Below are 26,215 nucleotides of genomic sequence, written 5' to 3' on the forward strand. Positions count from 1 at the left end.
CGACCCAGACCACCCGTGCCACCCGTCACCAGCACCGTCCCCGACACCCGCCAAGAACCAGCACCACCAACACCAGCAGCACCACCCGCACCACCGGCACGGATCACACGCCGCCCGAACACCCCCGCAGCACGAACAGCCACCTCACCCTCACCCGAGGCAAACACCCCCGCCAGACGCCCCGCCAACCGGGCATCCACCACCCCAGGCAGATCAACCACACCACCCCACCGACCAGCCAGCTCCAAACCAGCCACCCGGCCCAAACCCCACACCTGCGACTGATCAAGCTCGCTGACCTGCTCCGACGCGGACACCGCCACGGCACCCCGGGTCACACACCACAACCGGGCCTCGACACCCACATCACCCAGGGCCTGCACCAGCCCCAGCGTGAGGGCGACGGACACCGGAACCGCACCGAACTCCGCATCCCGGCCCGACGCCAAAGCCAGCAACGACACCACACCGGCGAACCCATCCGGCTCACCAGCCAGCACCCCACGCAACCGCCCGGCCACCACATCACGACCGCACTCACGCCCACCAAGCTCCAACACCACAGGCCGCGCACCACACCGCGCCAAACCCGCGACACACTCACCCACCCACGCATCACCAGCAGACCCAGCCGGCACCACCACCAGCCACGCCCCCGACAACACACCAGAACCCACCGCCACCGGAGACCACACCACCCGATAACGCCAGGTTTCCGAGTCGAGCGAGGCACTCAACTGGGGCTTGGTGGGCTGGATCCAGTACCGCTCTCGCTGGAAGGCGTAGGTGGGCAGGTCCACCAGCCGAGGACGGGACGGGGCAAGGAACGCCGCCCAGTCCACCGCATGGCCTCGGACGAACACCTCCGCCAGGGCCCGCACCAGCGACTGCGATTCGTCACGGTCCTTGCGCAGCACCGGGGTGAACGGCATCTGCGGCACGCATTCCGCGCCCATCCCGGACAGGACACCGTCCGGACCCAGCTCCAGGCAAGCCGTCACTCCCTGCTCGGCCAGGTGTGTCACTCCGTCGGCGAAGCGCACCGCTTCCCTCACGTGCCGCACCCAGTACTCCGGGTCACACACCACAGCCGCATCCGCCAGCCCACCCGTCACGTTCGACAGAACCGCCAGCTTCGGCGCCTCGTAGGCCACCGACCGGGCAACCTCGCGGAACTCGGCCAGCATCGGCTCCATCAACAGCGAATGGAACGCATGCGAGACCCGCAGCCGACGCACCCGCCGACCCTCACCCCGCCACAACTCCTCCAACTCCGAGACTTCCGTCGCCGCACCGGAGACGACCACAGCAGTGGGGCCGTTGACCGCCGCGACATCCACACCGTCACGGTCCGCCAGCGCAGCCCGGACCACCGACTCCTCGGCCTCCACCGCCAGCATCGCCCCACCAGCGGGCAACGCCTGCATCAACCGGCCACGCGCCGCCACCAGCACACACGCATCCTCGAGGGACCACACACCGGCCACATGGGCAGCAGCCAGCTCGCCGATGGAATGCCCGCCCACCACATCAGGACGCACACCCCACGACGACACCAACCGGAACAACGCCACCTCGACCGCGAACAGAGCACACTGCGTGAACTCCGTCGCATCCAACACCGAGCTGTCTCCGCTGAAGACCACCTCACGCAACGGCCGCTCCAACAGACCGTCGAAGCCCGCGCACACCTCATCGAACGCCTCGGCGAACACCGGGAAGGCCTCATACAACTCCCGGCCCATACCGACCCGCTGACTGCCCTGACCCGAGAACAGCACCGCCAGCCGACCCGGCACCACCTGCCCCCGCACCACGCCCGCGGACTCACCGCCCTCGGCCAGCACCCCCAAACCAGCCAGCCCGTCCAGGACGACGGCACGGTGCTCGAACACCGACCGCGCCGACACCAACGACCAACCCACATCCACCGACGCAAGCTCGGCCTGACTCACAGCCTCGGCCAGTCGCCCGGCCTGCGCCCGCAACACGGCCTCGGACTTCCCCGACACCACCCACGGCACCACCACAGGCGAAACACCCGGCGAAGACTCCGCAGCAGGCTCCTCCACGACAGCCGGAGCCTGCTCCAGAACCACATGCGCGTTCGTCCCGCTGATGCCGAACGACGACACACCCGCCCGACGAGGTTCCTCACCCTCCGGCCACGGCATCGCATCCGTCAGCAGTTCGACGGCGCCGGACGACCAGTCCACGTGGGTCGACGGCTCGTCGATGTGCAGGGTGCGGGGCAGCGTGCCGTGCCGCATCGCCAGCACCATCTTCATCACACCCGCGACACCCGCCGCGGCCTGGGTGTGTCCGATGTTCGACTTGAGGGAGCCCAGCCGCAGCGGGCGGTCCTCCGGACGGTCCTGGCCATAAGTCGCCAGCAGCGCCTGCGCCTCGATCGGGTCACCCAGCTTGGTGCCCGTGCCGTGCGCCTCCACCGCATCGACCTCGGCGGCCGACAACCCGGCATTGGCCAGCGCTGCCCTGATCACCCGCTGCTGCGACGGACCGTTCGGCGCCGTCAGACCATTGCTCGCACCATCCTGATTGACAGCCGAACCCCGCACCACGGCCAGCACCCTGTGCCCGTTCCGCCGCGCGTCCGACAACCGCTCCAGCACCAGCATCCCGGCACCCTCGGCCCAGCCGGTGCCGTCCGCGCCCGCGGCGAACGCCTTGCACCGGCCGTCCGAAGCCATGCCTTGCTGGCGGCCGAACTCCACGAAGATGCCGGGACTCGCCATGACGGTCACGCCACCGGCCAACGCCAACGAGCACTCCCCCTGCCGCAGCGACTGCACCGCCAGATGCAACGCCACCAGCGACGACGAACACGCCGTGTCCACCGTCACCGCAGGTCCCTCGAACCCGAACGTGTAGGAGATCCGCCCCGAAGCGGCACTGACGCTGCTTCCGGTGAGGAGGTACCCCTGGAGGCCGTCCGAGGCGTCGTGCATGCGGGGGCCGTAGTCCTGAGACATCGCGCCGACGAAGACTCCCGTCTCGCGCGTCCCGTGACCGTTCAGCGCGATACCGGCCCGCTCGAAAGCCTCCCAGGACGTCTCCAGCAACAACCGCTGCTGCGGATCCATGGCCAACGCCTCACGCGGCGAGATACCGAAGAACCCGGGGTCGAAGTCGCCGGCGTCGTGAAGGAAACCACCCTCACGCGCGTACGTGGAGCCCGGCCGGTCCCGGTCCGGTGAATAGAGAGCGGACAGATCCCAGCCACGGTCCCTGGGGAACTCGCCGATGGCGTCGCCGTCGGAAGTGATCAACTGCCACAGGTCTTCCGGCGATTGCACGCCACCCGGGAACCGGCAGCCCATTCCCACGATCGCGATGGGTTCGTCGTGGGTCACGGTGGCCCTTGACGGGGCGCTGTTCGGCCGCTCCGCGCCGAGGAAGAGTGTCTTCAGACGGCGCGCGAGGACTGCCGGCGTGGGGTAGTCGAACAGCGCGGTGGTCTGCAGCCGCAGGCCGGTCGTGGCATTCAGCCGGTTGCGGAACTCGACGGCTCCCAGTGAGTCGAAGCCCAGCTCCTTGAAGGTCCGTCCAGCGTCTACCGCGTCGGGCCCCTCGTAACCCAGTGTCGTGGCGACCTGGATGCGAACGAGTTCCAGGAGGAGGTCCGCCTGCTCGTCCTCACCCAGTGCGGCCAGGCGTCGCCTGAGCGGTGACGTACTGGCCTCGACGGGCTCAGTCGCTCGCTCGGCCACCCGCTCAACCACCCACTCGCTTCCACGGCCGGGCTCCGCGTCCAGCCAGTGGCGACGACGTTGGAAGGCATAGGTGGGCAGATCGACCCGGCGGGCACCCGTACCCGCGAACACTCCCGCCCAGTCGACGGCCGCACCGCCGACGAACGCCTCCGCGGCAGAGGTCAGGAAACGCTCCAGGCCACCTTCGCCGCGGCGCAGTGAACCCACTGCCGTGACAGGGGTGTTGATGTGCGTCTCGGCGGTCTGCTCGACGCCCATCGTCAGCACCGGGTGCGCACTGGACTCCACGAACAGACGGAAACCGTCGTCCAGGAGGGCACGCAGCGTGTCGGCGAAACGGACCGTCTGACGCAGATTGCGATACCAGTAACCCGCGTCCAGCGACGACGTGTCCAGGACCCCTGCAGTCACCGTGGAGTAGAACGGCACGGTGGACGGCTGCGGAGCGATCCCGGCCAACTCCCGTAGGAGAACGTCCTCGATCTCCTCCACATGCGCACAGTGCGAGGCGTAGTCCACGGCCACGCGACGAGCCCGTACTCCCTCGGCCTCACAGGCCGCCAGCAACTCGTCAAGGGCGTCCGCGTCACCGGACACGACCACCACAGCGGGGCCGTTGACCGCCGCCACCGACAGACGACCACCCCAAGCCGACAGCCGCTCGCCGACCTCGTCGGCGCTCAAGGAGACGGAGACCATGCCACCCCGCCCGGACAGGGCCCGGATGGCCTTGCTGCGCAGCGCCACCACCTTCGCCGCGTCCTGGATCGACAGCGCACCCGCCACACACGCGGCCGCGATCTCACCCTGCGAATGACCGATCACCGCGGCCGGCTCGACACCGTGGGAACGCCAGACCTCGGCCAGGGACACCATGACGGCCCACAGCACCGGCTGCACCACATCCACCTGACCCAGCCAGGCGTCACCACCGGTGTCACGGACGAGGTCAGTCAACGACCAGTCCACATACGGCTCGAGAGCCGCCGCGCACTCACCCATCCGCTCCGCGAAGACAGGCGAGGACTCCAGCAGTTCGGCCGCCATTCCGGCCCACTGCGAACCCTGCCCCGGGAACACGAACACCGCACGGCCATCAGCACCGGCCGCACTCCCCCACACCACACCCGCGGACTCACGCCCCTCGGCCAGCGCCCCAAGCCCGTCCGCACCGTCCAGGACCACGGCCCGGTGCTCGAACACCGACCGAGTCGTCACCAACGACAGCCCGACATCCACCGGCGACAGGTCCGCCCGGCCCCTGACGAACGAGGCCAGACGCCCGGCCTGAGCCCGCAGCGCCGCCTCGGACTTCCCCGACACCACCCACGGCACCACCACCGGCGCGACACCCGAAGCGGACTCTGTCGCCGGCTCCTCCTCGGCAGCCGGAGCCTGCTCCAGAACCACGTGGCAGTTCGTCCCGCCCACGCTGATGGCGCTGACTCCCGCGGTGCGGGGTCCGTCCGTGTCCGGGTCGACGCTCCAGGCCCGTGTCTCCGTCTGGACGCGCAGGTTGAGCGTGTCCAGCGGGATGTCGGGGTTCGGGGTGCGGTAGTTGAGGCTGGGGAAGAGTTCGCCGTGTTTGAGGCCGAGGGCCGTCTTGATGAAGCCGACGATGCCCGCGGCACCCTCCAGGTGGCCGACGTTCGTCTTGGCGGAGCCGACCAGCAGCGGTGCGCCGGTGCGGCGGGCGCTGCCCAGGACGGTGCCGAGGGCCGCGGCCTCGATCGGGTCGCCGGTCTTCGTGCCCGTGCCGTGGAGTTCGACGTACTGGACACGGGAGGGGTCCACGCCGGCCTGCTGGTAGGCGCGGCGCAGCACGTCTTCCTGGGCGGCCTGGTGGGGGGTGGTGAGGTGGGTGCCGCCGCCGTCGTTGTTGACGGCGCTGCCGCGGATGACGCAGTACACGGGGTCGCCGTCGGCGAGGGCGGCGGACAGGGGCTTGAGGACGACGGCGCCACCGCCCTCACCTCGTACGTAGCCGTTCGCGCGGGCGTCGAAGGTGTAGCTGACGCCGTCGGGTGACAGGCCGCCGAACTTGGCGACGCTGACGCTGCTTTCGGGTGCCAGTATGAGGTTGACGCCGCCTGCGACGGCGACGGTGCTCTCGCCGCGGCGCAGGCTGTCGCAGGCCAGGTGGACGGCGACGAGGGAGGAGGCCTGGCCGGCGTCGAGGGTCAGGCTGGGGCCGCGCAGTCCGAGATGGTAGGAGACGCGGTTGGCGATGAGGCTGCGGTGCAGTCCGGTGAAGCTGTGCCGGTCGATGGCGTCGACGCCTCGCCGGTGCTGCAGCGTGGCGTAGTCGTCGGCGATGACACCCATGTAGACGCCGGTGTCGGTGGCGCGGAGGCGGTCCGGGACGATGCCCGCGTCCTCCAGGGCCTCCCAGGTCAGTTCCAGTACGAGGCGTTGCTGGGGGTCCATGGCGGCCGCTTCGCGGGGCGATATGCCGAAGAAGGCCGCGTCGAAGTGGTCGATGTCGTCCTGGTTCAGGAAGCCGCCGCGCCTGGTGTGGACCGTGCCGGGCCGGTCGGTGTCCTCGTCGTCCAGTTCCTCGGCGTTCCAGCGCTCACGGGGCACGTCCGTGATGGCGTCGACGCCGTCGCGCAGCAGGTTCCGGAAGGCGGTGGGGTCGGGTGCTCCGGGAAGGCGGCAGGAGAGTCCGACGACGGCGATCGGAGCGTCCGCCGGGTGTGCGACGGCGGTCTCAGAACGCTTCATGAACATGACTCCCTGAACCAGGACGTGGGAGGCCGGGCGCGACAGGATGCCGCTCCCGGTTCCGGTGGCTGACGGTGGTCGGATTGCAGTCGGGGGCACCGCGGCCCGTCCGGAGCCGGCCGGTGGGCGCGGGTCGGCGCCCGGTGGGCGAGTGCGTCGGGCACGGGCGCCGGCGCGCGTGTGCGCCGTGCCGCCGCGTCCCGGCGGACGGAGGAGGGCGGTGCGGGGCGCGCCGGGCCACGGCAGTGGGGCCCGGAGCGCACGGCCGCGGCGCTCACTCGGTGTCGGACGGTGCGGGCCGGGGGGCGGGGCGGGCGTCGGCCGTGCGAAGCCCCGGCGTTCGGTCTAGTAGATCCCCTCCGGCGCGGACCGTACGACCTGGAGGGGTCGTACGTTGGCGACGCCGTCGCACGGCCAGGCGTCGCCGGTGTCGTACCGGACGGCGAGGTCGCGTTCCAGGATGTTCGGCAGGAAGAGGTCGTCGTGCAGGACGGTCAGCCGGACTTGTCCCTGTTCGCCGTAGGCGACGACCTTCGACCAGTCGTTCGTGTCGACGACCGACATCGTCACCTGCGGGTAGTTGGGCAGGTAGGGCATGAGCGTGCCGTCGTTCTCGACGGGGAGGGCGACGGTGTTGCCGAAGGTGTTGGCGTAGGTGACGACGACGAGTCCGCCGCCGAGCGCCTCGTGGAACGCGCGGCGCATCGCCGGGGTGGCGTGGGTGCCGCTGAGCCGTACCCCGCTCAGCCGGGCCACCAGTTCGGGCCGGGCCTTGATGAACGCCTGGAGCAGGGCCGGGGTGGTGACGAGGTAGTCCACGGGCTGGCTCTCCAGCACGGCGGCCATCTGCTCGACGAGGTGGGTGGTGTACTCCTGGGCTTCCTTGAGTCTGCCGCCGCGCAGCAGCCGCTTGACCCAGCGGGGGTCGAAGTCGATGCCGTAGACGCGGCCGTCGTAGAGCTCCGCCAGGTCCACGGCTCCCTGACCGATGAGGTGGGGGCCGGTGGGGGTGGCCTGGAGCCAGCAGCGGCCGGGGGCGAAGCCCTCGCGTTCGATGACCCAGCGGCGCCAGGCGGCGCGCTGCACGAGCATCGGCTCGGTGTAGAAGACGCGGCAGGGGCTGCCCGTGGTGCCGCCGGAGTCCCAGACGCGTCCTCCCAGGGGCCGGGGGACGGCCTGCGGGACGAGGTCGGCCGGGTCGAGCGTGCGCAGTTCGCCGAGCGGCATCGGCCCGAAGGCGGCGAGGTCGTCGTACCGGGTGATGTCCGCGGGGTCGACGGCGAGTTCGGCGGCGCGCTTGAGCCAGTACGGGCTGCCCGTGTCGGGGTCGAAGTGGCGGCGGACGACGCGGCGTGTCCAGGCGTCGATGTCCTGGTCCAGCCACTCGTCGACGAGGGAGGTCATGTCCGTCATCGGGGGCTTCCCATCACTGCGTCGTCCACGGGGGGCAGTTCGATGCCGAAGTCGTAGACCGCGGTCATCGCCTCGAAGACGTGGTCCGGGGACTCCACGTGGACCACGGGGAAGCCGGCGTTCTGGAAGGTTCCGAAGGCGGCGGGGCCGAGGACCAGGCCGAGCTCGGTGTCGGCGTCCTCCAGACCGCCGACCATGTGGGGCACGCTCACCGGGTCGGTCGGGTTGCGGCGGAACAGGTCGCGGATCTCCTCGCCCGTGGTGAGCGTCTTGCGCTCCATGCACGAGTGGACGGGCACGCGTGGGTCCCGGAAGGTCATGGACTCCAGCGTGGGTTCGATGAACTCCGTGACGTGCCGCTGCAGCGGGGAGTGGAAGGCCGCTCCGTGGTCGTCGGAGACGTGCAGGGCGCCGGGCGGCAGGGTCGCGCCGAAGCCTTCGAGCGCTTCCCGGTAGCCGCCGAGCAGCACCATGCGTTCGCTGCCGGCGCCGACGCGGCCCAGGTCGGCGGAGAGGTGGACGTCGGCGACGTCCGCCACGAAGGCCGCGGGATCGGTTTCGAAGGGAATACGCAGCATGGCGACGGCTTGTCGCCGGGATTCCGTCGAGGAGGGTGGCGGGACTTCTCTGAAGCGCATCAGCAAGGTGAAGAGATCGCGGCGTTCCACCGCTCCGGCGAGGCTTGCGGCGACAAGTGCACCGAAACTGAGCCCGCATACCGCGGTCGGCGTTATCGCGTACTCTTCGGCGAGTACGTCGGCAATTCCGAATACGGCCGCCGCTTGCCGAATGGCACCGACTCCTTGACGATGCTCCTGTCCCGGCTCTCTTTGTTCATGGAAAATTCGCTGAACTTCGATGCCGGTCCAGTCCGCTATCTGCGCATAGGTCCGCTGCACGCTCGGAAAGAGCTCGTACAGTTCGGCACCGGCCCCTGGTCGGTCATTCATGCCGCCATCGAGGACATACGCAAGCGTCACCCAGAACCCCCGTTCCCACCCTTCCCGGTCAGGGAGGGTGTGCCGCAGAGCGGCTCATTGTGGTACGGCTCCCACAAGGGAGCCACCACTGCCTTGCTGGTTACATCTACCTACAGGTCGTTTAGCCGTTCGATAATCTCATCCAACCCCCGCCGACGATCTCGTGTCAAGCAACGCCCGTGCCAGGAAAAGCGCTTGACAGGCTGTCAGGACACCGTCGGCGGGGGCCGGGGCGAGGGTCAGTTACGGCTCGCGTCCGGACCGGCCGGCAGGCGGTCGGCGCCCAGTTCCGCCCACACCTGGTCCAGCGCGTCGACGAAGCCCCGGACCTCGTCGGCCGTGTGCACGGCCCCGGGAGCGACCCGCAGGATCTCCTCGCCGACCCGCACGCTGGGCGCGTTGATCGCCTGTACGTACATCCCGTGCCGGTCCAGCAGCAGCGCGGACATTCGCTTGCACAGCTCCTCGTCGCGCACCAGGACGGACACGATGTGCGTCTGGTCCGAGATGAAGGGAATGCCGCGTTCGTTCAGCAGGCGGTGCATCGACTGTGCGTTTGACCACAGTCGCTCCCGCTCGGTCTCGGAGGACCTCAGATGGCGCACGGCGGCCAGGGCGCCGGCGGCCACGGCGGGCGGCAGCGCGGTGGTGAAGATGAAGGAGCGGGAGAACATGCGCACCGCCTCGATCACTTCGCGGGGACCGGCGATGTAGCCTCCGGTGGTGCCGAAGCCCTTGGCGAGGGTGCCCATGACCACGGTGAACTCGTCGGCGATGCCCTCCCGGGCCGCGATGCCGGCGCCCTGCGGGCCGTACATGCCCACGGCGTGCACCTCGTCGATGTAGGTCATCGCCCCGTATCGCTTGGCGATGTCGGCGAGTTCCGCCAGGGGGGCGATGTCACCGTTCATCGAGTACACGGACTCGGCGACGACGAGCTTGGGGACGTCCGGGTCGGCCGCCGCGATCAGCTCCTCGAGATGCGCGGTGTCGTTGTGCCGGAAGATCTGCTTCTGGGCGCGGCTGTGGCGCAGGCCGTCGATGACGGAGGCGTGGTTGAGGGCGTCGGAGAAGACGACGCAGCCCTCCATGCGGCCGGCGATGACGGACAGCGCACCGTCGTTGGCGGTGTAGCCGGAGGTGAACAGCAGGGCGTCGTCCTTGCCGTGGAGCGCGGCGAGCTCCTCCTCGAGCAGCACGTGGTAGTGGTTGGTGCCGCCGATGTTGCGCGAACCTCCGGCGCCGGCACCGTACTTGTCGACCGCCTCCTTCATGGCCGCCAGCACCGCGGGGTGCTGGCCCATGCCGAGGTAGTCGTTGCTGCACCAGACGCTGATGCTGTCCGCGTCCCCGCCGGTGCGCACACTGGCCGCGGGGAACCTCCCGGCGAGCCGTCCGATCTCCAGGAACTCTCTCTTTCCCCCGACAGAGCCCTCTATGAGGCGTGAAAAGAGGTCCAGGTATTGGGTCACGTCTACTCGCTTCGTTTCGGGCCGTCCGAGGCCACGTACAACTACAGGCGACTGCGTGGAGCTGGCTGAAACTCGCGCCGATGGCTGTTTCTCGCCCCCCGGCACGGACGCAACACGGCGGAATCGTGCGGGGTAATTGCGGCTGACCTTCCCCAATTCGAGGAGGTGCGCGAGAGTAACTCTTGTCTATCATCAGCCCACCGTCGGCGTCCAACCTACCCATGAAAGCGACGAGGCGAAACGCATAAACGGCAACCCGGACAAGTCGGGGAAGCTGACGGTAACTCATGACCTGTTGTCATACCCATGCGATCATGCAATCCTGCACCGACCAGAATCGGGTCGATGGAGTGGAGTTTCGGTGTCATCGAACGAGAATTACGCCCGCCGGGTACTTGAGGCGCTGGCGTCCGATCCGGACCGGACCGCCCTGTGGCGCGAAGGCGAGGAGTTGACTGCGGGCCAGTTCTCCCGGGCGGTTCTCACGGCAGCGGAACTTCTGAGCCGCAGCTTCTCGCAGGACCCGGACGGGATCGCGGACGGTACGACTCCGATCGTGGCGGTGCTCACCGTCACCAATACCCCGGCGACCATCATCCTGCGCTATGCGGCCAACCTCGCCGGGGCCACCGTGGTGCACCTGCACTCCACGAACGCCGTGGACCCCTCAGACCAACTGGCCGCAGCCGCCCGGCACGAGATCCTCAGCGGGACCGGCGCGACGTTCCTGGCCGTGGACAAGGAGAACCTCGACGCGGCCCGTGAGCTGGCCGGCCGGCTCTCCGCACCGCCGCGGCTCGCCGCGCTCGGCGACCTCGGGCCCGACGTCCTGGACCTGTCCTCGGGCGACCCGGACGCCTTCGACCTGGAGGCCGTCGAGGCCGACCCGGAGACGCCCGCCGTGGTGCTGTTCACCAGTGGCACCAGCGGCAGGCCCAAGGGCGTCACCCTGCCGTACCGCGTGCGCAGCCTCTATCTCATGGCGGGCCTTCAGTCCCCCGAACCCATCGTGTACCTGTCGACCCTGCCGGTGAGCCACTCCAACGGCTCCGGCGTCGACCTCGCCCTCGCCTCCGGGGGAACGGTCGTCCTGCACGACGGATTCGAGCCGGGCGCGGTGCTGCGCGCGGTGGAACGGCACCGCGTCTCCGCGCTGACGCTCACCCCGCCGCAGCTGTACATGCTGGTCGACCATCCCGACATCGCCACCACCGACCGGTCGAGCATCCGGATCATCTCCTACGGCGGCTGCGCCGCCTCCCCGGCACGGCTGGCCGAGGCGATCGAGGTGTTCGGCCCGGTGCTCCTGCAGTTCTACGGCACCACGGAGACCAGCGGCATCAGCGTGCTGCTCCCCCCGGACCACTTCGACCCCGAGCTCCGCCACACCGTCGGGCGGCTGACCGCCGAGGTCCGCGTCCTCGACCCGGACGACCACCGTGACCTGCCGCCCGGCGAGGTCGGCGAGGTGTGCGTGCGCACCCCGTTCAACATGCTCGGCTACTGGGGCGAGCCGGAGCTCACCGCCGAGGCCGTCCGCGACGGCTGGGTGCACACCGGTGACCTCGGCTCCGTCGACGAGAAGGGCTATCTGCGCCTGCACGGCCGGCTGGGCGAGGTGATGAAGACAAACGGCATCAAGGTCCAGCCCACGGACGTCGAGAACGCCCTGCTGTCCCACCCGGAGGTCAGGCAGGCCGCGGTCTACTGCGTGGTCGACGACGACCGCGTGGAGCACATCCACGCCGCCGTCGTGATCCGGCCGGGCGGCACCGCCGACGCCGGCACCCTGGTCGGCCACGTCGCCGCCGAGCTGTCCCCGAAGCACGTTCCCGCCGCGGTCACCTTCCACGACACGCTGCCCCTGACCGGCGCGGGCAAGCCGGACAAGCAGGCTCTGGCCGCCCGGCACACCGGTGCGGCATGACGCTGACGGCCGCTTCCGTCCTCGCCGAGTCCGCCGAACGGCGCCCCGACCACCCCGCGCTCGTCTTCGGCTCGGAGCGGATCACCTACGCGCGGCTGTGGCACGCCACCCGCCGGTACGCCGCGGTGCTGCGGGACCACGGCGTACGTCCCGGTGACCGGATCGCCCTGCTGCTGCCCAACACCCCGCACTTCCCGATGGTGTATTACGGGGTACTGGCGCTCGGTGCCGTGGCGGTCCCGGTGCACGGCCTGCTGCGCGCCGACGAGATCGCCCACGTGCTCCGCGACTCCGAGGCGAGGGCCCTGGTGTGCGCGGGCCCGATGCTGACGGAGGGCGCCAAGGCGGCGGAGATGACCGGTGTCGAACTGCTCACGGTCATGGCGGAGGGCGGCACGGACGGCGCCGACGGTCCGCCGCGCCTGGACGTCCTCGCCGAACACGCCGACCCGCTGGACCGCCTGACGCCGCGGTCGCCCGGCGACCTGGCCCTGGTGCTGTACACCTCGGGCACCACCGGCCGGCCCAAGGGCGCGATGATCACCCACCTCAATCTGGTGATGAACATCAGCACGACGATGCGCTCGCCGTTCGACCTGACCCCCGACGACGTGCTGCTGGGCTGCCTGCCCCTGTTCCACACCTTCGGCCAGACCTGCGGCATGAGCGCCTGCTTCCTCGCCGGCGGGACCCTGGTCCTGATGAGCCGCTTCGACGGGCGTGGCGCGCTCGACCTCATGGTCACCGAGGGCTGCACCGTCTTCATGGGCGTCCCGACCATGTACCTGGCCCTCCTGGACGCCGCCGCCGAGGACGCCCGCCGTCCCGCCCTCGACCGCGCCTTCTCCGGCGGTTCGGCGTTGCCGGTCAAGGTTCTGGAGGACTTCCAGGAGGTCTTCGGCTGCCCGATCTACGAGGGTTACGGTCTCACCGAGACGTCACCGGTGGTGGCGTACAACCAGAAGGCGTGGCCGCGCAGGCCCGGCACGGTGGGCCGCCCCATCTGGGGTGTCGAGGCGGAGATCGCCGCGGCCGGCGTCGAGGACCGCGTCGAGCTGCTGCCGTCCGGGGAGGTGGGCGAGATCGTCGTCCGCGGCCACAATGTGATGGCCGGCTACCTCAACCGGCCGGAGGCCACCGCGGCCGTGCTGGTCGACGGCTGGTTCCGCACGGGTGACCTGGGGACCAAGGACGCCGACGGCTACCTGACGCTCGTCGACCGCAAGAAGGACATGGTGCTGCGCGGCGGCTACAACGTCTATCCCCGCGAGGTGGAGGACGTGCTGATGCGCCATCCGGGCATCGCGCAGGTCGCCGTCATCGGCGTGCCCGACGACAGGTACGGCGAGGAGGTGTGCGCCGTGGTGCGGACACGGCCGGGCACGGTGCCCGACCCGGTGCTCGCCGCCGGCATCGTGTCCTGGAGTCGGGAACGGATGGCCGCGCACAAGTACCCGCGACGGGTGGAGTTCGTGACGGACTTCCCCCTGGGGCCCAGCGGCAAGGTGCTGAAGCGGGAACTCGTCGCCCGCTACGCCGTCGTGGACTGATCCCCCGCCGGCCCGCCGGTCCCCTGTGCACGCGCCGTCGCGGACGGCGCGTGCACCTTTCTCGCCCGTGACGGCGGATCAGGCTCCGCCGTCGCTCCGGGACCCCTTGCGGAAGTCCGCCAGGTCCTCCCGCAGGGCGGCGATCACCTGTTCGCTCTGCTCGGCGAGGTAGAAGTGCCCGCCGGTGAAGGTGCGGATCCGGAAGTCGGCACGCGTGTGCTCGGCCCACCCCTTCGCCTCGTCGTCGCGCACCTGCGGGTCGGCGTCACCGGTGTACACGTACAGCGGGCAGCTCAGCGCCGGTCCGGGGCGGTACGCGTACCGCTCCACCGCGGTGTAGTCGGCGCGGAGGGCGGGCATGATCATCTGCACCACGTCCTCGTCGTCCAGCAGCGTCGAGTCGGTCCCCTGGAGCTTGCGTATCTGCTCGATCAACCCCGCGTCGTCCATCAGATGCACCTTGTCCTGGCGACGGCTTCCGGGTGACCTGCGCCCGGAGACGACCAGTCCCAGCAACCGGCCCCGGGACTCGGCCTCCAGGCGCCGGGCGGTCTCGAAGGCGAGCGTGCCGCCCATGCTGTGCCCGAAGAACACGAGCGGCCGGTCGGCGTAGTCGCGCAGCGCCTCGGTGATCCCGTCCACCAGCGCGTCGACGCTGGTGAGAGCAGGCTCGGACCGCCTGTCCTGACGTCCCGGGTACTGCAGGGACAGCACCTCGGCCCGAGGTGCCAGCCGGGCCGACACCGGCAGGAAGTAGCTGGCCGATCCGCCCGCGTGCGGGAAGCAGACCACCGTGACCTCACTGTCCTGCGAGGGGTGGAACCGCCTGATCCAGCGTTGCCTCTGCTCGTGCGAGTCAGCCATGTACTCCGTCCGTTCTGTTCGCCCTGCGAACGCGTTCCGGTGAGGACGCACTCGTGGACCCACCCTTCCCGACCCGCGTCCGACACTCAAGGTTTTCGCTGTGGGATGAACTGGGGCGCCCCGATTGAGCTGCGCTTTTCCGGTTCCGGGGCGTGCTCCCGCCCCTGCCCGCGCCGGAAGCGGGGAGCCGCCGGCCGGGCCGGGCGGCTGACGCCCGGGCAGTGCCGTCCGGACAGCGTGCCGGGCGTCTCGTGGACAACGTAAGCGAGTCGTCGGCCGGATGTCAGTCAGCTGACGGAGGCTGTCGGCACGGTGGCCGAGCCACTCTCGTGGAGACATCGAACCGCCCGGTACCCGGGCGAGATCACGAGGAGCGGACCATGAACACCATCGCGCGGCACTGGATCAACGGACAGTGGACCAACTCCGGCTCGGTTCTGGAATCGATCAACCCGGCCGACGGCACCGTCGTCGGCTCGTTCTACGACGGTGGAGAGGCAGAGGCCTCGGCCGCCGTGGACGCAGCCGCCGCCGCGTTCGAGACCACCGAATGGGCGCGCACTCCCTCGCTCCGGGCGACCGCACTCAGCCGGCTGGCCGACGCCCTCGAGGCCCGGGTACCCGAGGTTGCGGCCATGTTGTCCCGGGAGAACGGCAAGCTGCTGGGTGAGACCACGTGGGAGGTCAGCGGTGCAGTCGGGTGGCTGCGGTACGCGGCGGCCTCTGTGCGCACCCAGACCGCCGGGCGCGCCGCCGAGACGGCACCCGGCCAGTACACCCACTCGGTGCCCGAGCCGCTCGGTGTCGCCGGGATCATTTCTCCCTGGAACTCCCCCGTCATGCTGACCGTGCGGGCGTTGGGCCCGGCGCTGGCCGCCGGCTGCACCGTCGTGGTCAAACTTCCGGCTCAGACGGCACTGACCAATGAGCTTTTCGCGCAGGTCCTGGCCTCGGTCCCGGAGATCCCGGCGGGCGTGGTCAGCGTGTTCACCGAGTCCGGCAACACCGGGGCCCCGTTCCTGGTCTCCTCGGACAAGGTCGACGTGATCAACTACACCGGCAGTACGCCGGTCGGGCGCCATATCGCGGCCGCGGCCTCCACCACACTCAAGCGGCTCGGTCTGGAACTGGGCGGCAAGGCGCCCATGGTGATCTTTCCCGACGCCGATCTGGACATGGTGATCCCCACCGTGGTGCAGTCGCTGGTGCTGATGAACGGACAGTTCTGCTGCACCGGCTCCCGTGTGCTGGTTCACCGGGACATCGCCGACCAGGTGCGCACTCGGCTCACCACCGCGCTCGCGCAGGTGCGGCTCGGGTCTGGCGACGACGAGAAGGCCCAGCTCGGCCCGGTGATCGACCGGGCGTCCGCTCAGCGGGTGGACGCGATCGTCGAGGAAGCCACCTCGTACGGCACGGTGCTGCTGCGCGGCGGTGTGGTCACCGACGGCCCGCTGGCCGCCGGCGCGTTCTACCGGCCGAGCCTGATCGAGGTGGACCGTACCGACGTCCGGCTCGTGCAGGAAGAGGTATTCGGTCCGGTCCAGACGTTCGAGATCTTCGACGACGAGGACGACGCCGTGGTCAAGGCGAACGCCACCATCTACGGTCTGGCCGCCTCGGTGTTCAGCTCGGACTCGATGAAGGCCCGCCGGGTCGCCCGGCGCATCCGCACCGGCACGGTATGGATCAACACCTGGGGAGCCATCAGCGAGGACTTCGAGGAGGGCGGCGTCAAGGGCAGCGGTTACGGCTACCTGTGCGGCCCGCGCGCGATCGAGGAGTTCCAGGCCCTCAAGGTGTACGTGGAGCAGGATCACACCCAGTCCGTTCACTGATCAGATCATGACCTGGCCCGACGCCCACCTGGGCGCCGGGCCGTCCCCCTGCACGGGAAGGGCGCACCAGGCGTCGATCCCGATCACCGGAGCGACGAACGGGCTGTGCTGCTCACCCGGCAGACGCTCCGTAAGCAGAGCCGGAACGCGTTCGCGAACGCCGAACCCCGGCTCGGCCCCACCGTTCCGGCCGCCGTCCGGCGTTGGAGCTGCGGGTGTCGGCGAGGCAGATGGCTTCAGGCTCCGTTTACCGGTGGGTGCGATACTTCCTGGTCAGGTGCGTGGCTAGTGTTTCGACTGCTTCGCGAGTCAGGACGAGGGACGCGGCGGATGTGGGCGAAGTCAGGGACAGGCACGGGCGTCGGCCCGACCGGGCTGGTCGGCCGGGAGGGCGAGCTCGCCGAGCTTGCGGCGTTCCTGGACATGGCCGGGATGGACGGAGCTGTCCTGCTGCTCACCGGTGATCCGGGCGTGGGGAAGACGGCACTCCTGGACGCGACCGCCGAGCTGGCGGTCGCGAAGGGAGTGCGGGTCGTCCGCGGGAGCGGTGTCGAGTACGAGACGGACATCAGCTTCGCGGGGCTCCATCAGCTCGTCGGCTCGCTGCCGGACGAGCTCGGTCGTCTGCCGCGTTCCATGCGGGAGGCCCTCGAGGTCGCCCTCGGTCTCGGCGCCGGTCCCGCGCCGAGCCGGATCGCCGTCCTGAACGCGGCACTGTCCCTGTTCGACGAGGCCGCGAAGGAGCGGCCGTTGCTCCTCGTGGTCGATGACCTTCACGTCGTCGACCAGGCGAGCCGGGCCGCGGTGGGCTTCGTCGCCAGAAGACTGGGGGGCCGCCGCATCGGGCTGCTCGGAGCGCAGCGGGCGGAGTCCGGCGAATCCTTCCGGTCCACCGGCCTGTCGGAGCTCGAGGTCGCGCCGCTGGGTGACGCGGACGCCCTGCGGCTGCTGTCCCGGCGCTTTGCTCACCTTCCCCGCCGGGTTCTTTCGACCGTGGCCCACGAGGCGCAGGGAAACCCCCTGGCGCTGCTCGAGTTCGCAGCGTCCACCGGGGTGTCCGGCGACCAACACCGCCAAGGGGCGAGGTGGGCGAGCGGCCCTGGGCGGGATGTCCGCGCTCTGTACGGCGCCCGCGTCGGACGGCTGCCGCGGGGAACGCGAGAGGTACTGCTGCTCGCGGCTCTTGAGGGCTCCGGCGACATCGGCGTCCTTGAGGCGGCCGGCGGGCCGGGCAGCCTTGAGGAACTCGCTCCCGCGGAGCGTGACCACCTGGTCATGGTCACGGAGAACGGCCGCGCGGTGCGCTTCAGGCATCCACTGGTCAGGTCCGCGGTAGTCGACGGTTCCACCGGTGAACAGCGGCGCGGCGCCCACCGCCAGCTGGCCGACGCGCTGGCCGACCAGCCCGAGCGGCGCGGTGATCACCTCGCGAGAGCCACGACGTCGCCCGACGAGGCGGTCGCCGCCGTCGTGGAGTCGGCGGCCCGGAGCAGCCTGCGGCGCGGTGACGCCGATGGCGCGATAGCGAGATTGCGGCGCGCGGCCGAGCTGAGCCCCGACCGAGCGGACCGCAGGCGCCGCCTGTCGCAGGCCGCCTATGCCGCCGCCTGGGTCACAGGCCATCTGGAGGTCAGCCACGAGATCATGCGTGAGGTCGAGGGCAATCCGGCGGCCTGGTCGCTCTCAACGGCCGCGACGGCCGGCTTCCTGGTGCTCGTCACGGAAGGCGACGCCGATACGGCCCACGCACTCCTGACGGAGGCGGTCGAGCAGGCCCCGGTGATGCCCGGACCGCCGCATGAGGAGCTTGAGACCGCGCTGTTCACCCTCACCCTGGCCAGCCAGTACTCGGGCCGGCCCGAGCACTGGCAGCCTCTGGTCGACGTGCTCGCCCGGTTCCCCGAGGCGGCGCCCGCCGCCGCGGTATCGCTGGGGCGCGTCCACCACGACCTCGGCTCCGTCACCGACGGCATGCTGCGCCGCCTGGACGAGGAGATCGCGCGGCTCAGGGACCGGAGTGACGCCGACGTGGTCATCCGCACCGCCCTGACCGCCTCGTACCTCGACCGGCTTCCGGGCTGTCGCGAGGCCGTGTCCCGGGTCATACGCGACGGCGGCGCGGTGGGGTCGAGCATGCCGGCCCTGATGTTCGTCGCCATGGACGACCTGTACGCCGGCCGGTGGCAGGCGTCGGCCGGCGCCGCGGACGAGCTCATCGCACTGTCCGAGGAGACGGGGTACCACCTGTTCGCCCAGGTGGGCCACTACGTCGCTGCGATGGCCGCGGCCCAGCGCGGCGCCCTCGACGCGTGCCGGGAGCACTGCGAGGAAATCTGGGGGTGGTCGGGTCCCAGGGGCCTGCGGCGGTTGGAGAACTGCGCCCACCAGGCGGCGGCCCGGGCGGCCCTCGGCGCCGCCGACTTCGAGACGGCGTTCCGGCACGCCACGGCGATCTGCGCCCCGGGTGTGCTGCCGCCGTTCAACCCCGAGGCCGTGTGGTCCGCGCCGGACCTCGTCGAGGCCGCCGTGCGCTCCGGGCGGCACGCGGAGGCGCGACGGCACGCGGACGCGCTGCGCGACGCCGGTGTCGGTCACCTCTCGTCGCGGTTCGCGCTGAGCGCGGCCACGGTCACGGCAATGACATCGGCTGCCGAGGACATGGTCCGGTGCTTCGAGGACGCGCTTGGGCTGCCGGGCGTCGAGCAGTGGCCCTTCGAGGTCGGCCGTGCTCATCTGGCGTACGGCGAGAGGCTGCGCCGTCAGGGGCTCAACCGCGAGGCCCGGGTGCAGCTGGCCGCCGCCCGCGGCCGCTTCGAGGAGCTCGGGGCCCGTTCGTGGGAGGCTCGGGCCGCGGGGGAACTCCGCGCCACCGGGATGACGCGGACCGGCCGGAGCAAGGCTGGTGAGGCCCTCACCCCGCAGGAGCTGGAGGTCGCCAGGCTGGCGGCGACGGGCCTGTCGAACCCGCAGATCGCGTCGCGTCTGTTCCTTTCGCCGCGGACGGTGTCGTCGCATCTCTACCGTGTGTTCCCGAAGCTGGGGATCACGTCGCGGGCCGGGCTCCGCGACGCTCTGGAGGCGCTGCCTCCCGAGCCTCCGGCCACCCGGCCGTGAGAGCTGCCGGTCGGAGCTCGGCACTGCCCCGGTACTGACGTGAGCGAGCCGTCGGCCGGATGTCAGTCAACTGACGGAGGCTGTCGGCACGGTGCCCGAGCCATTCTCGTGGAGACATCGAATCCGCCCGGTACCCGGGCGAGACCACGAGGAGCGGACCATGCCGTTCGTCACCACCGGCGACGGAGTCGAGATCTTCTACAAGGACTGGGGCTCGGGCCGGCCGGTCATGTTCCACCACGGCTGGCCGCTGAGCTCGGACGACTGGGACGCCCAGTTGCTGTTCCTCGTCCGGCGGGGCTACCGCGTCGTCGCCCACGACCGGCGCGGGCACGGGCGCTCCGCCCAGATCGGCCACGGGCACGACATGGACCGCTACGCGGCGGACGCCGCCGCAGTGGTGGCGCACCTCGGCCTGCGCGACGTCGTCCACGTAGGCCACTGCGCCGGTGGCGGAGAGGTCGCCCGGTACGTCGCCAGGCACGGTGCCGGCCGGGTCGCCAAGGCCGTCCTCATCGCAGCGGTCCCGCCGCTCATGGTCCAGACCGAATCGAACCCGGGAGGACTGCCGGTGGAGGTCTTCGACGGCTTCCGCGAGGGCGTGGCCACCGACCGCTCCCAGTTCTACCTCGACATCGCCTCCGGGCCGTTCTACGGGTTCAACCGTCCGGGCGCGGACGTCTCCCAGGGCCTCATCCAGAACTGGTGGCGCCAGGGGATGGCCGGCAGCGCGCAGGCGCACCACGAGGGGATCGGGGCGTTCTCGGAGACGGACTTCACCGACGACCTCCGGGCGATCGACGTGCCCACGCTCCTCCTGCACGGCGACGACGACCAGATCGTCCCGATCGCCGACTCCGCGCGGTCGGCGGTCACGTTGATCGAGCACGCGGACCTGAAGGTCTACCCGGGCCTGTCGCACGGCATGTGCACCGTCAACGCCGACACCGTCAACGCAGACCTCCTCGACTTCATCAAGAGCTGACCCGGCTCGGTACCGGCACACAGCCCGTCAGCACGGAACACGACACAGAACGGAAAAGGAATCACCATGACCGCAACACCCACCGGCTACGTGACCGTCGTCTGGGACGCGAAGGCAAAGGCGGGCAGGGAGGACGACCTCAAGGCGTTCATCACCGCCGCCGTGACCCCCTCGCGCAACGACCCCGGCAACATCGACTACGAGGCCCACGAAGTCGAGGGCCGACCCGGCGAGTTCGTCATCTACGAACGCTGGGAGACACGCGTCCACCTCGACGCACACCTCGCCGCGCCCCGGATGCGGGAACTCGTCCCGCAGATGCTCGAACTGATCGACGGATCCATCGAGGACGGCATCCGCCTGCTGCGCCCGTTCCGCCCCGCCCACTAGAGCAGGACGCCCGCCGACGTCGGCGTCGACGCCGACGGAGCGCACCGCCGCGAACCAATCCCCTGGGTGCTCCCGGTGACCGCTTTCCGGGAGCACCCGCTCCGGCCTTGAGAGGCCTTTCCATGAACTGGCATGGTGGCCACACCATAACCAACCCCCGAACTATGTAGCCCCGCCACATGTGCGCCTGACCAGCACGTTCCTACGGTGTGGCGACACGCAAACGTCCCCGTCACACGCAGGAAGTGGTGCCGATGTCGTCGCCCGCAGCCGCTCCACCAGCTCCGAACAACCTCAAGCGCATCGTCGCCGCGTCCCTCATCGGCACCACGATCGAGTGGTACGACTTCTTCCTCTACGGTTCCGCCGCCGCCCTCGTCTTCAACAAGCTGTTCTTCCCGGACTCCGACCCGCTGGTCGGCACCCTGCTGTCGTTCCTGACCTACGCCGTCGGCTTCGCCGCCCGCCCGCTCGGCGCGTTGGTCTTCGGTCACTACGGTGACCGGCTCGGCCGCAAGAAGCTGCTGGTGCTGAGCCTGTTGATGATGGGCGGGGCCACCTTCGCGATCGGGCTGCTGCCGACGCACGCGACCGTCGGCACGGCCGCTCCCGTGCTGCTGACCGTGCTGCGGCTCGTCCAGGGATTCGCGCTCGGCGGTGAGTGGGGCGGTGCCGTGCTGCTGGTGTCCGAACACGGGGACGCCAAGCGCCGCGGGTTCTGGGCCTCGTGGCCGCAGACCGGGGCGCCGGCCGGCCAGTTGCTGGCGACCGGTGTGCTGTCGCTGCTGACGGCGGTGCTGTCGGACGCCGCGTTCAACAGCTGGGGCTGGCGGATACCGTTCCTGCTCTCCGGCGTCCTGGTCATGGTCGGCCTGTGGATTCGCCTGTCCGTCGACGAATCCCCCGTCTTCAAGCGGGCGTTGGCGCAGGCGGAGGCCCGCAAGGCGGACGCCGAACCGCTCCCGCTGGTCGCCGTGCTGCGCCACCACTGGCGTGACGTGCTGATCGCCATGGGCGCGCGGATGGCGGAGAACATCAGCTACTACGTCATCACGGCCTTCATCCTCGTCTACGCCACCACCGCGGCCGACGTCTCCAAGCAGACCGCGCTCAACGCGGTGCTGATCGCCTCGGCCGTGCACTTCGCGGTCATCCCGGCCTGGGGCGCGCTGTCGGACCGGATCGGCCGCCGCCCCGTCTACCTGCTGGGAGCCGCCGGCGTCGGGCTGTGGATGTTCCCGTTCTTCATGCTCATCGACTCCGGGAACTTCGGCAGCCTCCTCCTCGCGGTGACCGTGGGCCTGGTGCTGCACGGCGCGATGTACGCACCCCAGGCGGCGTTCTTCTCCGAGATGTTCGCGACCCGGATGCGCTACTCCGGTGCCTCCATCGGTGCCCAGTTCGCGTCGGTCGCGGCGGGCGCTCCCGCACCGCTGATCGCCACCGCGCTGCTGTCCGAGTACGACAGCTCGACGCCGATCTCCCTCTACGTCATCGCCTCGGTCCTGCTCACGCTGGTCGCCGTCGGCGTGGCCAAGGAGACCCGCCACCGGGACCTCACCGAGGTGACGGCCACACAGGAGGAGGCGGAGGAGGAGCCGGCCGACTCCCGCCCCGCGGGTGCGCGTACGGTCTGACCGTCGCGCCGCTGACCCCCGTACGCCCCGCGTACGGGGGTCAGCGCTGTGCCGGGGCCGACAACCGGTGCAGCCGCAGGGCCAGTTGGATCTCCAGCGTGCGGGCGGGGCTCTGCCAGTCGTCGCCGAGGAGACGGGCCACGCGCTCCAGCCGCTGCGCGACCGTGTTCACGTGGACGTGGAGCTCGTCCTTGGTGCGCGCGGGGCTCATGCCGCAGGCGAAGTACGCGTCGAGGGTGCGCAGCAGTTCGGTGCCGCGTCGCTCGTCGTAGGCCACGACCTGGCCGATGGTGCGGTCGACGAAGCCGGCTATGTCGCGGTCGCCGGCCAGGAGCAGTCCCAGGAACCCGAAGTCCTCGGCGGCGGCGCCGTCCCCCGAGCGGCTCAGCAGCCGCAGGGCGTCCAGGCAGCGTCTGGCCTCGGTGTAGGCGGCGGCCACGGTCTCGGGGCGGGCGGCGAGGTCCTCTACGGGGGCCGAGGCGCCGACGGTGACGGCCTCGTGGACGGCGGTGCCCAGGTCCCGTGCGGTGCGGCGGGCCAGCTCCGTGGCGCCGTCCCGGGCGTCGAGGGGCAGCAGCAGGACGGTGCCGCCATCGCGGGCGGCTGCCAGGCCGTGCCGGGTCGCGGCGAGGTGGGAGGCCGCGGCCCACAGGCGCCGGCGGGCGTCCGCCTCCTGGTCGGCGTCGGGCGCGGGGGCGTCGAGGCGGGCTGCGAGGACGACGTGCCTGGCGTCGAGGTCGGCGTGCAGCCGCCGGGCGCGCTCGCGCAGCAGGCGCGGATCCCGGTCGCGGGCGTCGAGCAGGTCGTCCAGCAGTTCGCCGCGCACCCGCTGTTCGGCCTCGGCGGCGGAGCGCCGGGCGAGCAGCAGCAGGGAGGTGACCATCGCGGCCCGCTCCAGGGTGAGCTGGTCCACGGGGTCGAGGCCGGGGTGGCCGCGCAGGACGAGCGCGCCGAGCAGCTCGCCGCCGGCGGCGACGGCGGCGATCCAGTCGTCCTCGTGCCGCACCGCGTGCCCTTCGGCGCGGGAGGACTCCAGGGCCCGGACGGGTGCCGCCGCGGCCTCGGCGAACTCGACGGTGCCGGCCAGGACCTGGGAGACCGCTGCGGCCACGTCGTGGACGCCGCCACCGCGCAGCACCAGCTCGGTGAGCCGGTCGTGGACGTCGGAGGCGCGTTCGATGACGCCGCTGCGGTCCTTGATGATCTCGTTGGCCCGTTCCAGCTCGGCGAGGGCCGAGCGGGTCTCCGCGAGCAGGTTCGCGGTGTCGATGGCCGCGGCCGCCAGGGCCGCGAAGGAACCGAGCAGGGCGATCTGCTCCCGCTCGAAGACCCGGGCGCGCCGGTCCGCCGCGAACAGCACCCCGATGACGTGGTGCCCGAGCATCAGGGGCACGCCGAGGATCGCGACGAGTCCCTCGTCGCGTACGCCCGTGTCGATGGTTCGGGTGTGCTGGAAGCGGGCGTCCTTGAAGTAGTCGTCGGTGACGTAGGGCCGGGCGGTCTGGGCGACGAGACCGCCGAGCCCCTCCCCCATGCCGAGCCTCAGCTGCTGGAAGCGTGCCGCGACCGACCCCTCGGTGACACGCATGTAGGTGTCGCCGCGAGCGGGGTCGTTGAGGCTGAGGTAGGCCACGTCGGTGCCGAGCAGCGAGCGGGCCCGCTGCACGATCGCGCGCAGGACGGCGTCCAGGTCGCGCAGTCCGGCGAGATCGTGGGCCGTCTCGAACAGGGCCGACAGTTCGGCCTCCCGCCTGCGCCGGCCCTCCAGCTCGGAGCGGACGCGCAGGGCGAGGAGCTTGGCCCGCTCGAGCGCGGTGACCCACTCGGCCGGTCCGCCGTCCGCGCGGGCGAGGAGCACCGGCTGCTCGTAGGCGTCGGCGGAGGCTCCCCGGGCCAGCAGCTCCAGGAAGGGCGTCTCGGCACCGGCGGACGGTGCGGGGAGGACCGGCGCTCCGGCATCGTGGACGGGGCGCTCGGCGGACTGCGCGTGATCGCGGGACATGCTCACAGGATTCCCCATCGCACGGTCGGCCCGGCAGCCCTGTGGAAAACCCCGGCCGCCGGGGGCGTCGCCCTGGCGGGCACGCGCGTGGTGCGCCCGCCCCGCGCCCGCGTCCTCCCCCGCCGCACGCGGGCGGTCACCGGGCTCAGTGGGCGGTCCAGCCGCCGTCCAGGACGAGGGAGGTGCCGGTGACGAAGGACGCCTGCGGGCCGCACAGGTACGCCACCGCCTCGGCGACCTCCTCCGGTTCGATGAGCCGGCGCAGCGCGCTGTCCCGGAGCAGTACTTCGGACAGCACCTGCTCCTCGGGGATGCCGTGCGCGCGGGCCTGGTCCGCGATCTGCTTCTCCACGAGCGGGGTGCGAACGTAGGAGGGGTTCACGCAGTTGGAGGTGACGCCGTGGGCGGCGCCCTCCAGGGCGGCCGTCTTGGACAGCCCCTCCAGTCCGTGCTTGGCGGACACATAGGCGGCCTTGTAGGCGGAGGCGCGCAGACCGTGCACGGACGAGACGTTCACGATGCGGCCCCAGCCCTGCCCGTACATGTGGGGCAGGGCGCCGCGGATCAGCCGGAAGGGGGCCTCCAGCATGACGGTGAGCACCGTGTGGAAGACGTCCGGCGGGAACTCCTCCAGCGGCCGCACCATCTGCAGCCCGGCGTTGTTGACGAGGACGTCGGTGCCGGCGGCCGCGTGCTCGGCGGCGTCCAGGTCGGTCAGGTCGAGGACGTGCGCCTCGACGGTGCCCGCGAGGTCCACCGCCAGCTCGGTGAGCGCGTCCAGTCCCCCGGCGTCCCGGTCGACCGCTCTGACCTTGGCGCCGGCGGCGGCCAGCCGTAGCGCGCAGGCGCGTCCGATACCGCCGGCGGCGCCGGTGACGAGCGCGGTGCGGCCGCCGAGGTCGAGTGGGGAGGCGTGGGGAGCCGGGAGGACACTGGGCGAGGTCATGTCCCGACCCTAGACAGGGCCCATCCCGGGCCCCATGTGGGCACGCCCCATAGTTCAGACGGATTCAGTGGAGTCGAACCATGTGGGTGCGTCGGACAGTGCCTGCTTGATCCGGAACTGCCCGAACTCCCCGAGGTCCGGCAGTGAGTCCACCGCGAACCAGCCCACGTCCAGCGACTCGTCGTCGTTCACCCGGGCCTCACCGCCGACCGCCCGGCAGCGGAACGTGACGTCCATGAACTGGCAGACGTCGCCGTTCTCGTACGTGACCGGTTCGAGTGCCTGGACGAGGAGGAGTCGCTCGACGACGCACCGGACGGCGGTCTCCTCCTCCACCTCGCGCACGGCGCACGCGGCGGGCTGCTCCCCGGGCTCCGGGATGCCGCCGATCAGCGACCAGCGCCGGTTGTCGGCCCGCCGGCCCAGCAGCACCCTCCCCTGCTCGTCGAAGACGACGGCGGTGACCCCGGGGAGCCACAGCAGCTGGTGTCCGGCAGAGGCGCGCAGGTCGCGGATGAAGTCGGGAGTAGCCATGCGCCCGACCCTAGGGCCTGTCGTTTGGATCATGCCGGCGTCGCGGGGTGTGGCACGCACATCTGCCGCGTTGTCGTCGGTTGCCAGGGCTCCGCCCTGGCGCCC

15 protein-coding genes are annotated in these 26,215 nt (G+C 70.9%); 7 read left to right on the forward strand and 8 right to left on the reverse strand.

Annotation, left to right across the window (positions count from 1 at the left end):
- The 4 genes from ACFWJB_RS33995 to hemA form a co-directional block, all read right to left on the reverse strand.
- On the reverse strand, positions 1-6,458 hold a 6,458-nt coding region (locus tag ACFWJB_RS33995), incomplete at its 3' end, for a type I polyketide synthase (RefSeq protein ID WP_386927087.1).
- Between the two features lie 345 nt (positions 6,459-6,803).
- The gene (locus ACFWJB_RS34000) at positions 6,804-7,871 is read right to left on the reverse strand and encodes an arylcarboxylate reductase (protein ID WP_385468876.1); all 1,068 of its coding nucleotides are present in this window, start codon (positions 7,869-7,871) and stop codon (positions 6,804-6,806) included.
- Positions 7,868-8,851, reverse strand: a complete 984-nt coding sequence (locus ACFWJB_RS34005; protein ID WP_386927090.1) for an ACP S-malonyltransferase — start codon at positions 8,849-8,851, stop codon at positions 7,868-7,870. Before ACFWJB_RS34005 ends, ACFWJB_RS34000 begins: the two co-directional genes overlap by 4 nt.
- Before the next feature lie 239 nt (positions 8,852-9,090).
- Positions 9,091-10,323: a 5-aminolevulinate synthase gene (gene hemA / locus ACFWJB_RS34010; RefSeq protein ID WP_386927092.1), complete on the reverse strand. Its 1,233-nt coding sequence runs from the start codon at positions 10,321-10,323 to the stop codon at positions 9,091-9,093.
- Positions 10,324-10,684: 361 nt separating this feature from the next.
- Here hemA and ACFWJB_RS34015 point away from each other — a divergent pair, with 361 nt between their 5' ends.
- Together ACFWJB_RS34015 and ACFWJB_RS34020 are read left to right on the forward strand one after the other, a co-directional pair.
- Positions 10,685-12,250 (forward strand): AMP-binding protein, encoded by a 1,566-nt coding sequence (locus ACFWJB_RS34015; RefSeq protein ID WP_385468866.1) that lies wholly within the window; start codon positions 10,685-10,687, stop codon positions 12,248-12,250.
- Positions 12,247-13,800, forward strand: a complete 1,554-nt coding sequence (locus ACFWJB_RS34020) for a long-chain fatty acid--CoA ligase (RefSeq protein WP_386927094.1) — start codon at positions 12,247-12,249, stop codon at positions 13,798-13,800. Before ACFWJB_RS34015 ends, ACFWJB_RS34020 begins: the two co-directional genes overlap by 4 nt.
- 78 nt (positions 13,801-13,878) lie before the next feature.
- Here ACFWJB_RS34020 and ACFWJB_RS34025 read toward each other — a convergent pair whose 3' ends face one another.
- On the reverse strand, positions 13,879-14,664 hold the full coding sequence (locus ACFWJB_RS34025) for a thioesterase II family protein (protein ID WP_385468860.1): 786 nt from the start codon (positions 14,662-14,664) through the stop codon (positions 13,879-13,881).
- Between the two features lie 380 nt (positions 14,665-15,044).
- Here ACFWJB_RS34025 and ACFWJB_RS34030 point away from each other — a divergent pair, with 380 nt between their 5' ends.
- The 5 genes from ACFWJB_RS34030 to ACFWJB_RS34050 all read left to right on the forward strand — a co-directional run bounded on the left by ACFWJB_RS34030 (position 15,045) and on the right by ACFWJB_RS34050 (position 22,628).
- A complete protein-coding gene (locus tag ACFWJB_RS34030) occupies positions 15,045-16,502 on the forward strand; it encodes an aldehyde dehydrogenase family protein (protein ID WP_385468857.1) in 1,458 nt (485 codons plus the stop codon).
- 330 nt (positions 16,503-16,832) lie between these two features.
- Entirely contained in the window at positions 16,833-19,616 is a 2,784-nt protein-coding gene (locus tag ACFWJB_RS34035) for an ATP-binding protein (protein WP_386927097.1), read from the forward strand.
- Between the two features lie 160 nt (positions 19,617-19,776).
- Positions 19,777-20,601: an alpha/beta fold hydrolase gene (locus ACFWJB_RS34040; protein ID WP_386927099.1), complete on the forward strand. Its 825-nt coding sequence runs from the start codon at positions 19,777-19,779 to the stop codon at positions 20,599-20,601.
- A gap of 66 nt (positions 20,602-20,667) precedes the next feature.
- Complete coding sequence (locus ACFWJB_RS34045; RefSeq protein ID WP_386927101.1) at positions 20,668-20,991, forward strand: putative quinol monooxygenase; 324 nt, start codon at positions 20,668-20,670, stop codon at positions 20,989-20,991.
- A gap of 254 nt (positions 20,992-21,245) precedes the next feature.
- Positions 21,246-22,628, forward strand: coding sequence for an MFS transporter (locus ACFWJB_RS34050; protein WP_386927103.1), 1,383 nt, complete (start codon positions 21,246-21,248; stop codon positions 22,626-22,628).
- A 40-nt stretch (positions 22,629-22,668) separates the two neighbouring features.
- Here the strand turns inward: ACFWJB_RS34050 and ACFWJB_RS34055 are convergent, their stop codons facing one another.
- From ACFWJB_RS34055 to ACFWJB_RS34065, 3 genes are all read right to left on the reverse strand, one after another.
- Complete coding sequence (locus ACFWJB_RS34055; RefSeq protein ID WP_386927105.1) at positions 22,669-24,630, reverse strand: helix-turn-helix domain-containing protein; 1,962 nt, start codon at positions 24,628-24,630, stop codon at positions 22,669-22,671.
- 145 nt (positions 24,631-24,775) lie between these two features.
- Positions 24,776-25,576, reverse strand: a complete 801-nt coding sequence (locus ACFWJB_RS34060; protein ID WP_385468843.1) for a 3-hydroxybutyrate dehydrogenase — start codon at positions 25,574-25,576, stop codon at positions 24,776-24,778.
- Between the two features lie 54 nt (positions 25,577-25,630).
- Positions 25,631-26,110, reverse strand: a complete 480-nt coding sequence (locus tag ACFWJB_RS34065; protein WP_383146769.1) for an NUDIX domain-containing protein — start codon at positions 26,108-26,110, stop codon at positions 25,631-25,633.
- Positions 26,111-26,215 lie beyond the last annotated feature (105 nt).

The sequence above is a fragment of the Streptomyces sp. NPDC127100 genome (assembly GCF_042724095.1).
Lineage (GTDB): Bacteria > Actinomycetota > Actinomycetes > Streptomycetales > Streptomycetaceae > Streptomyces.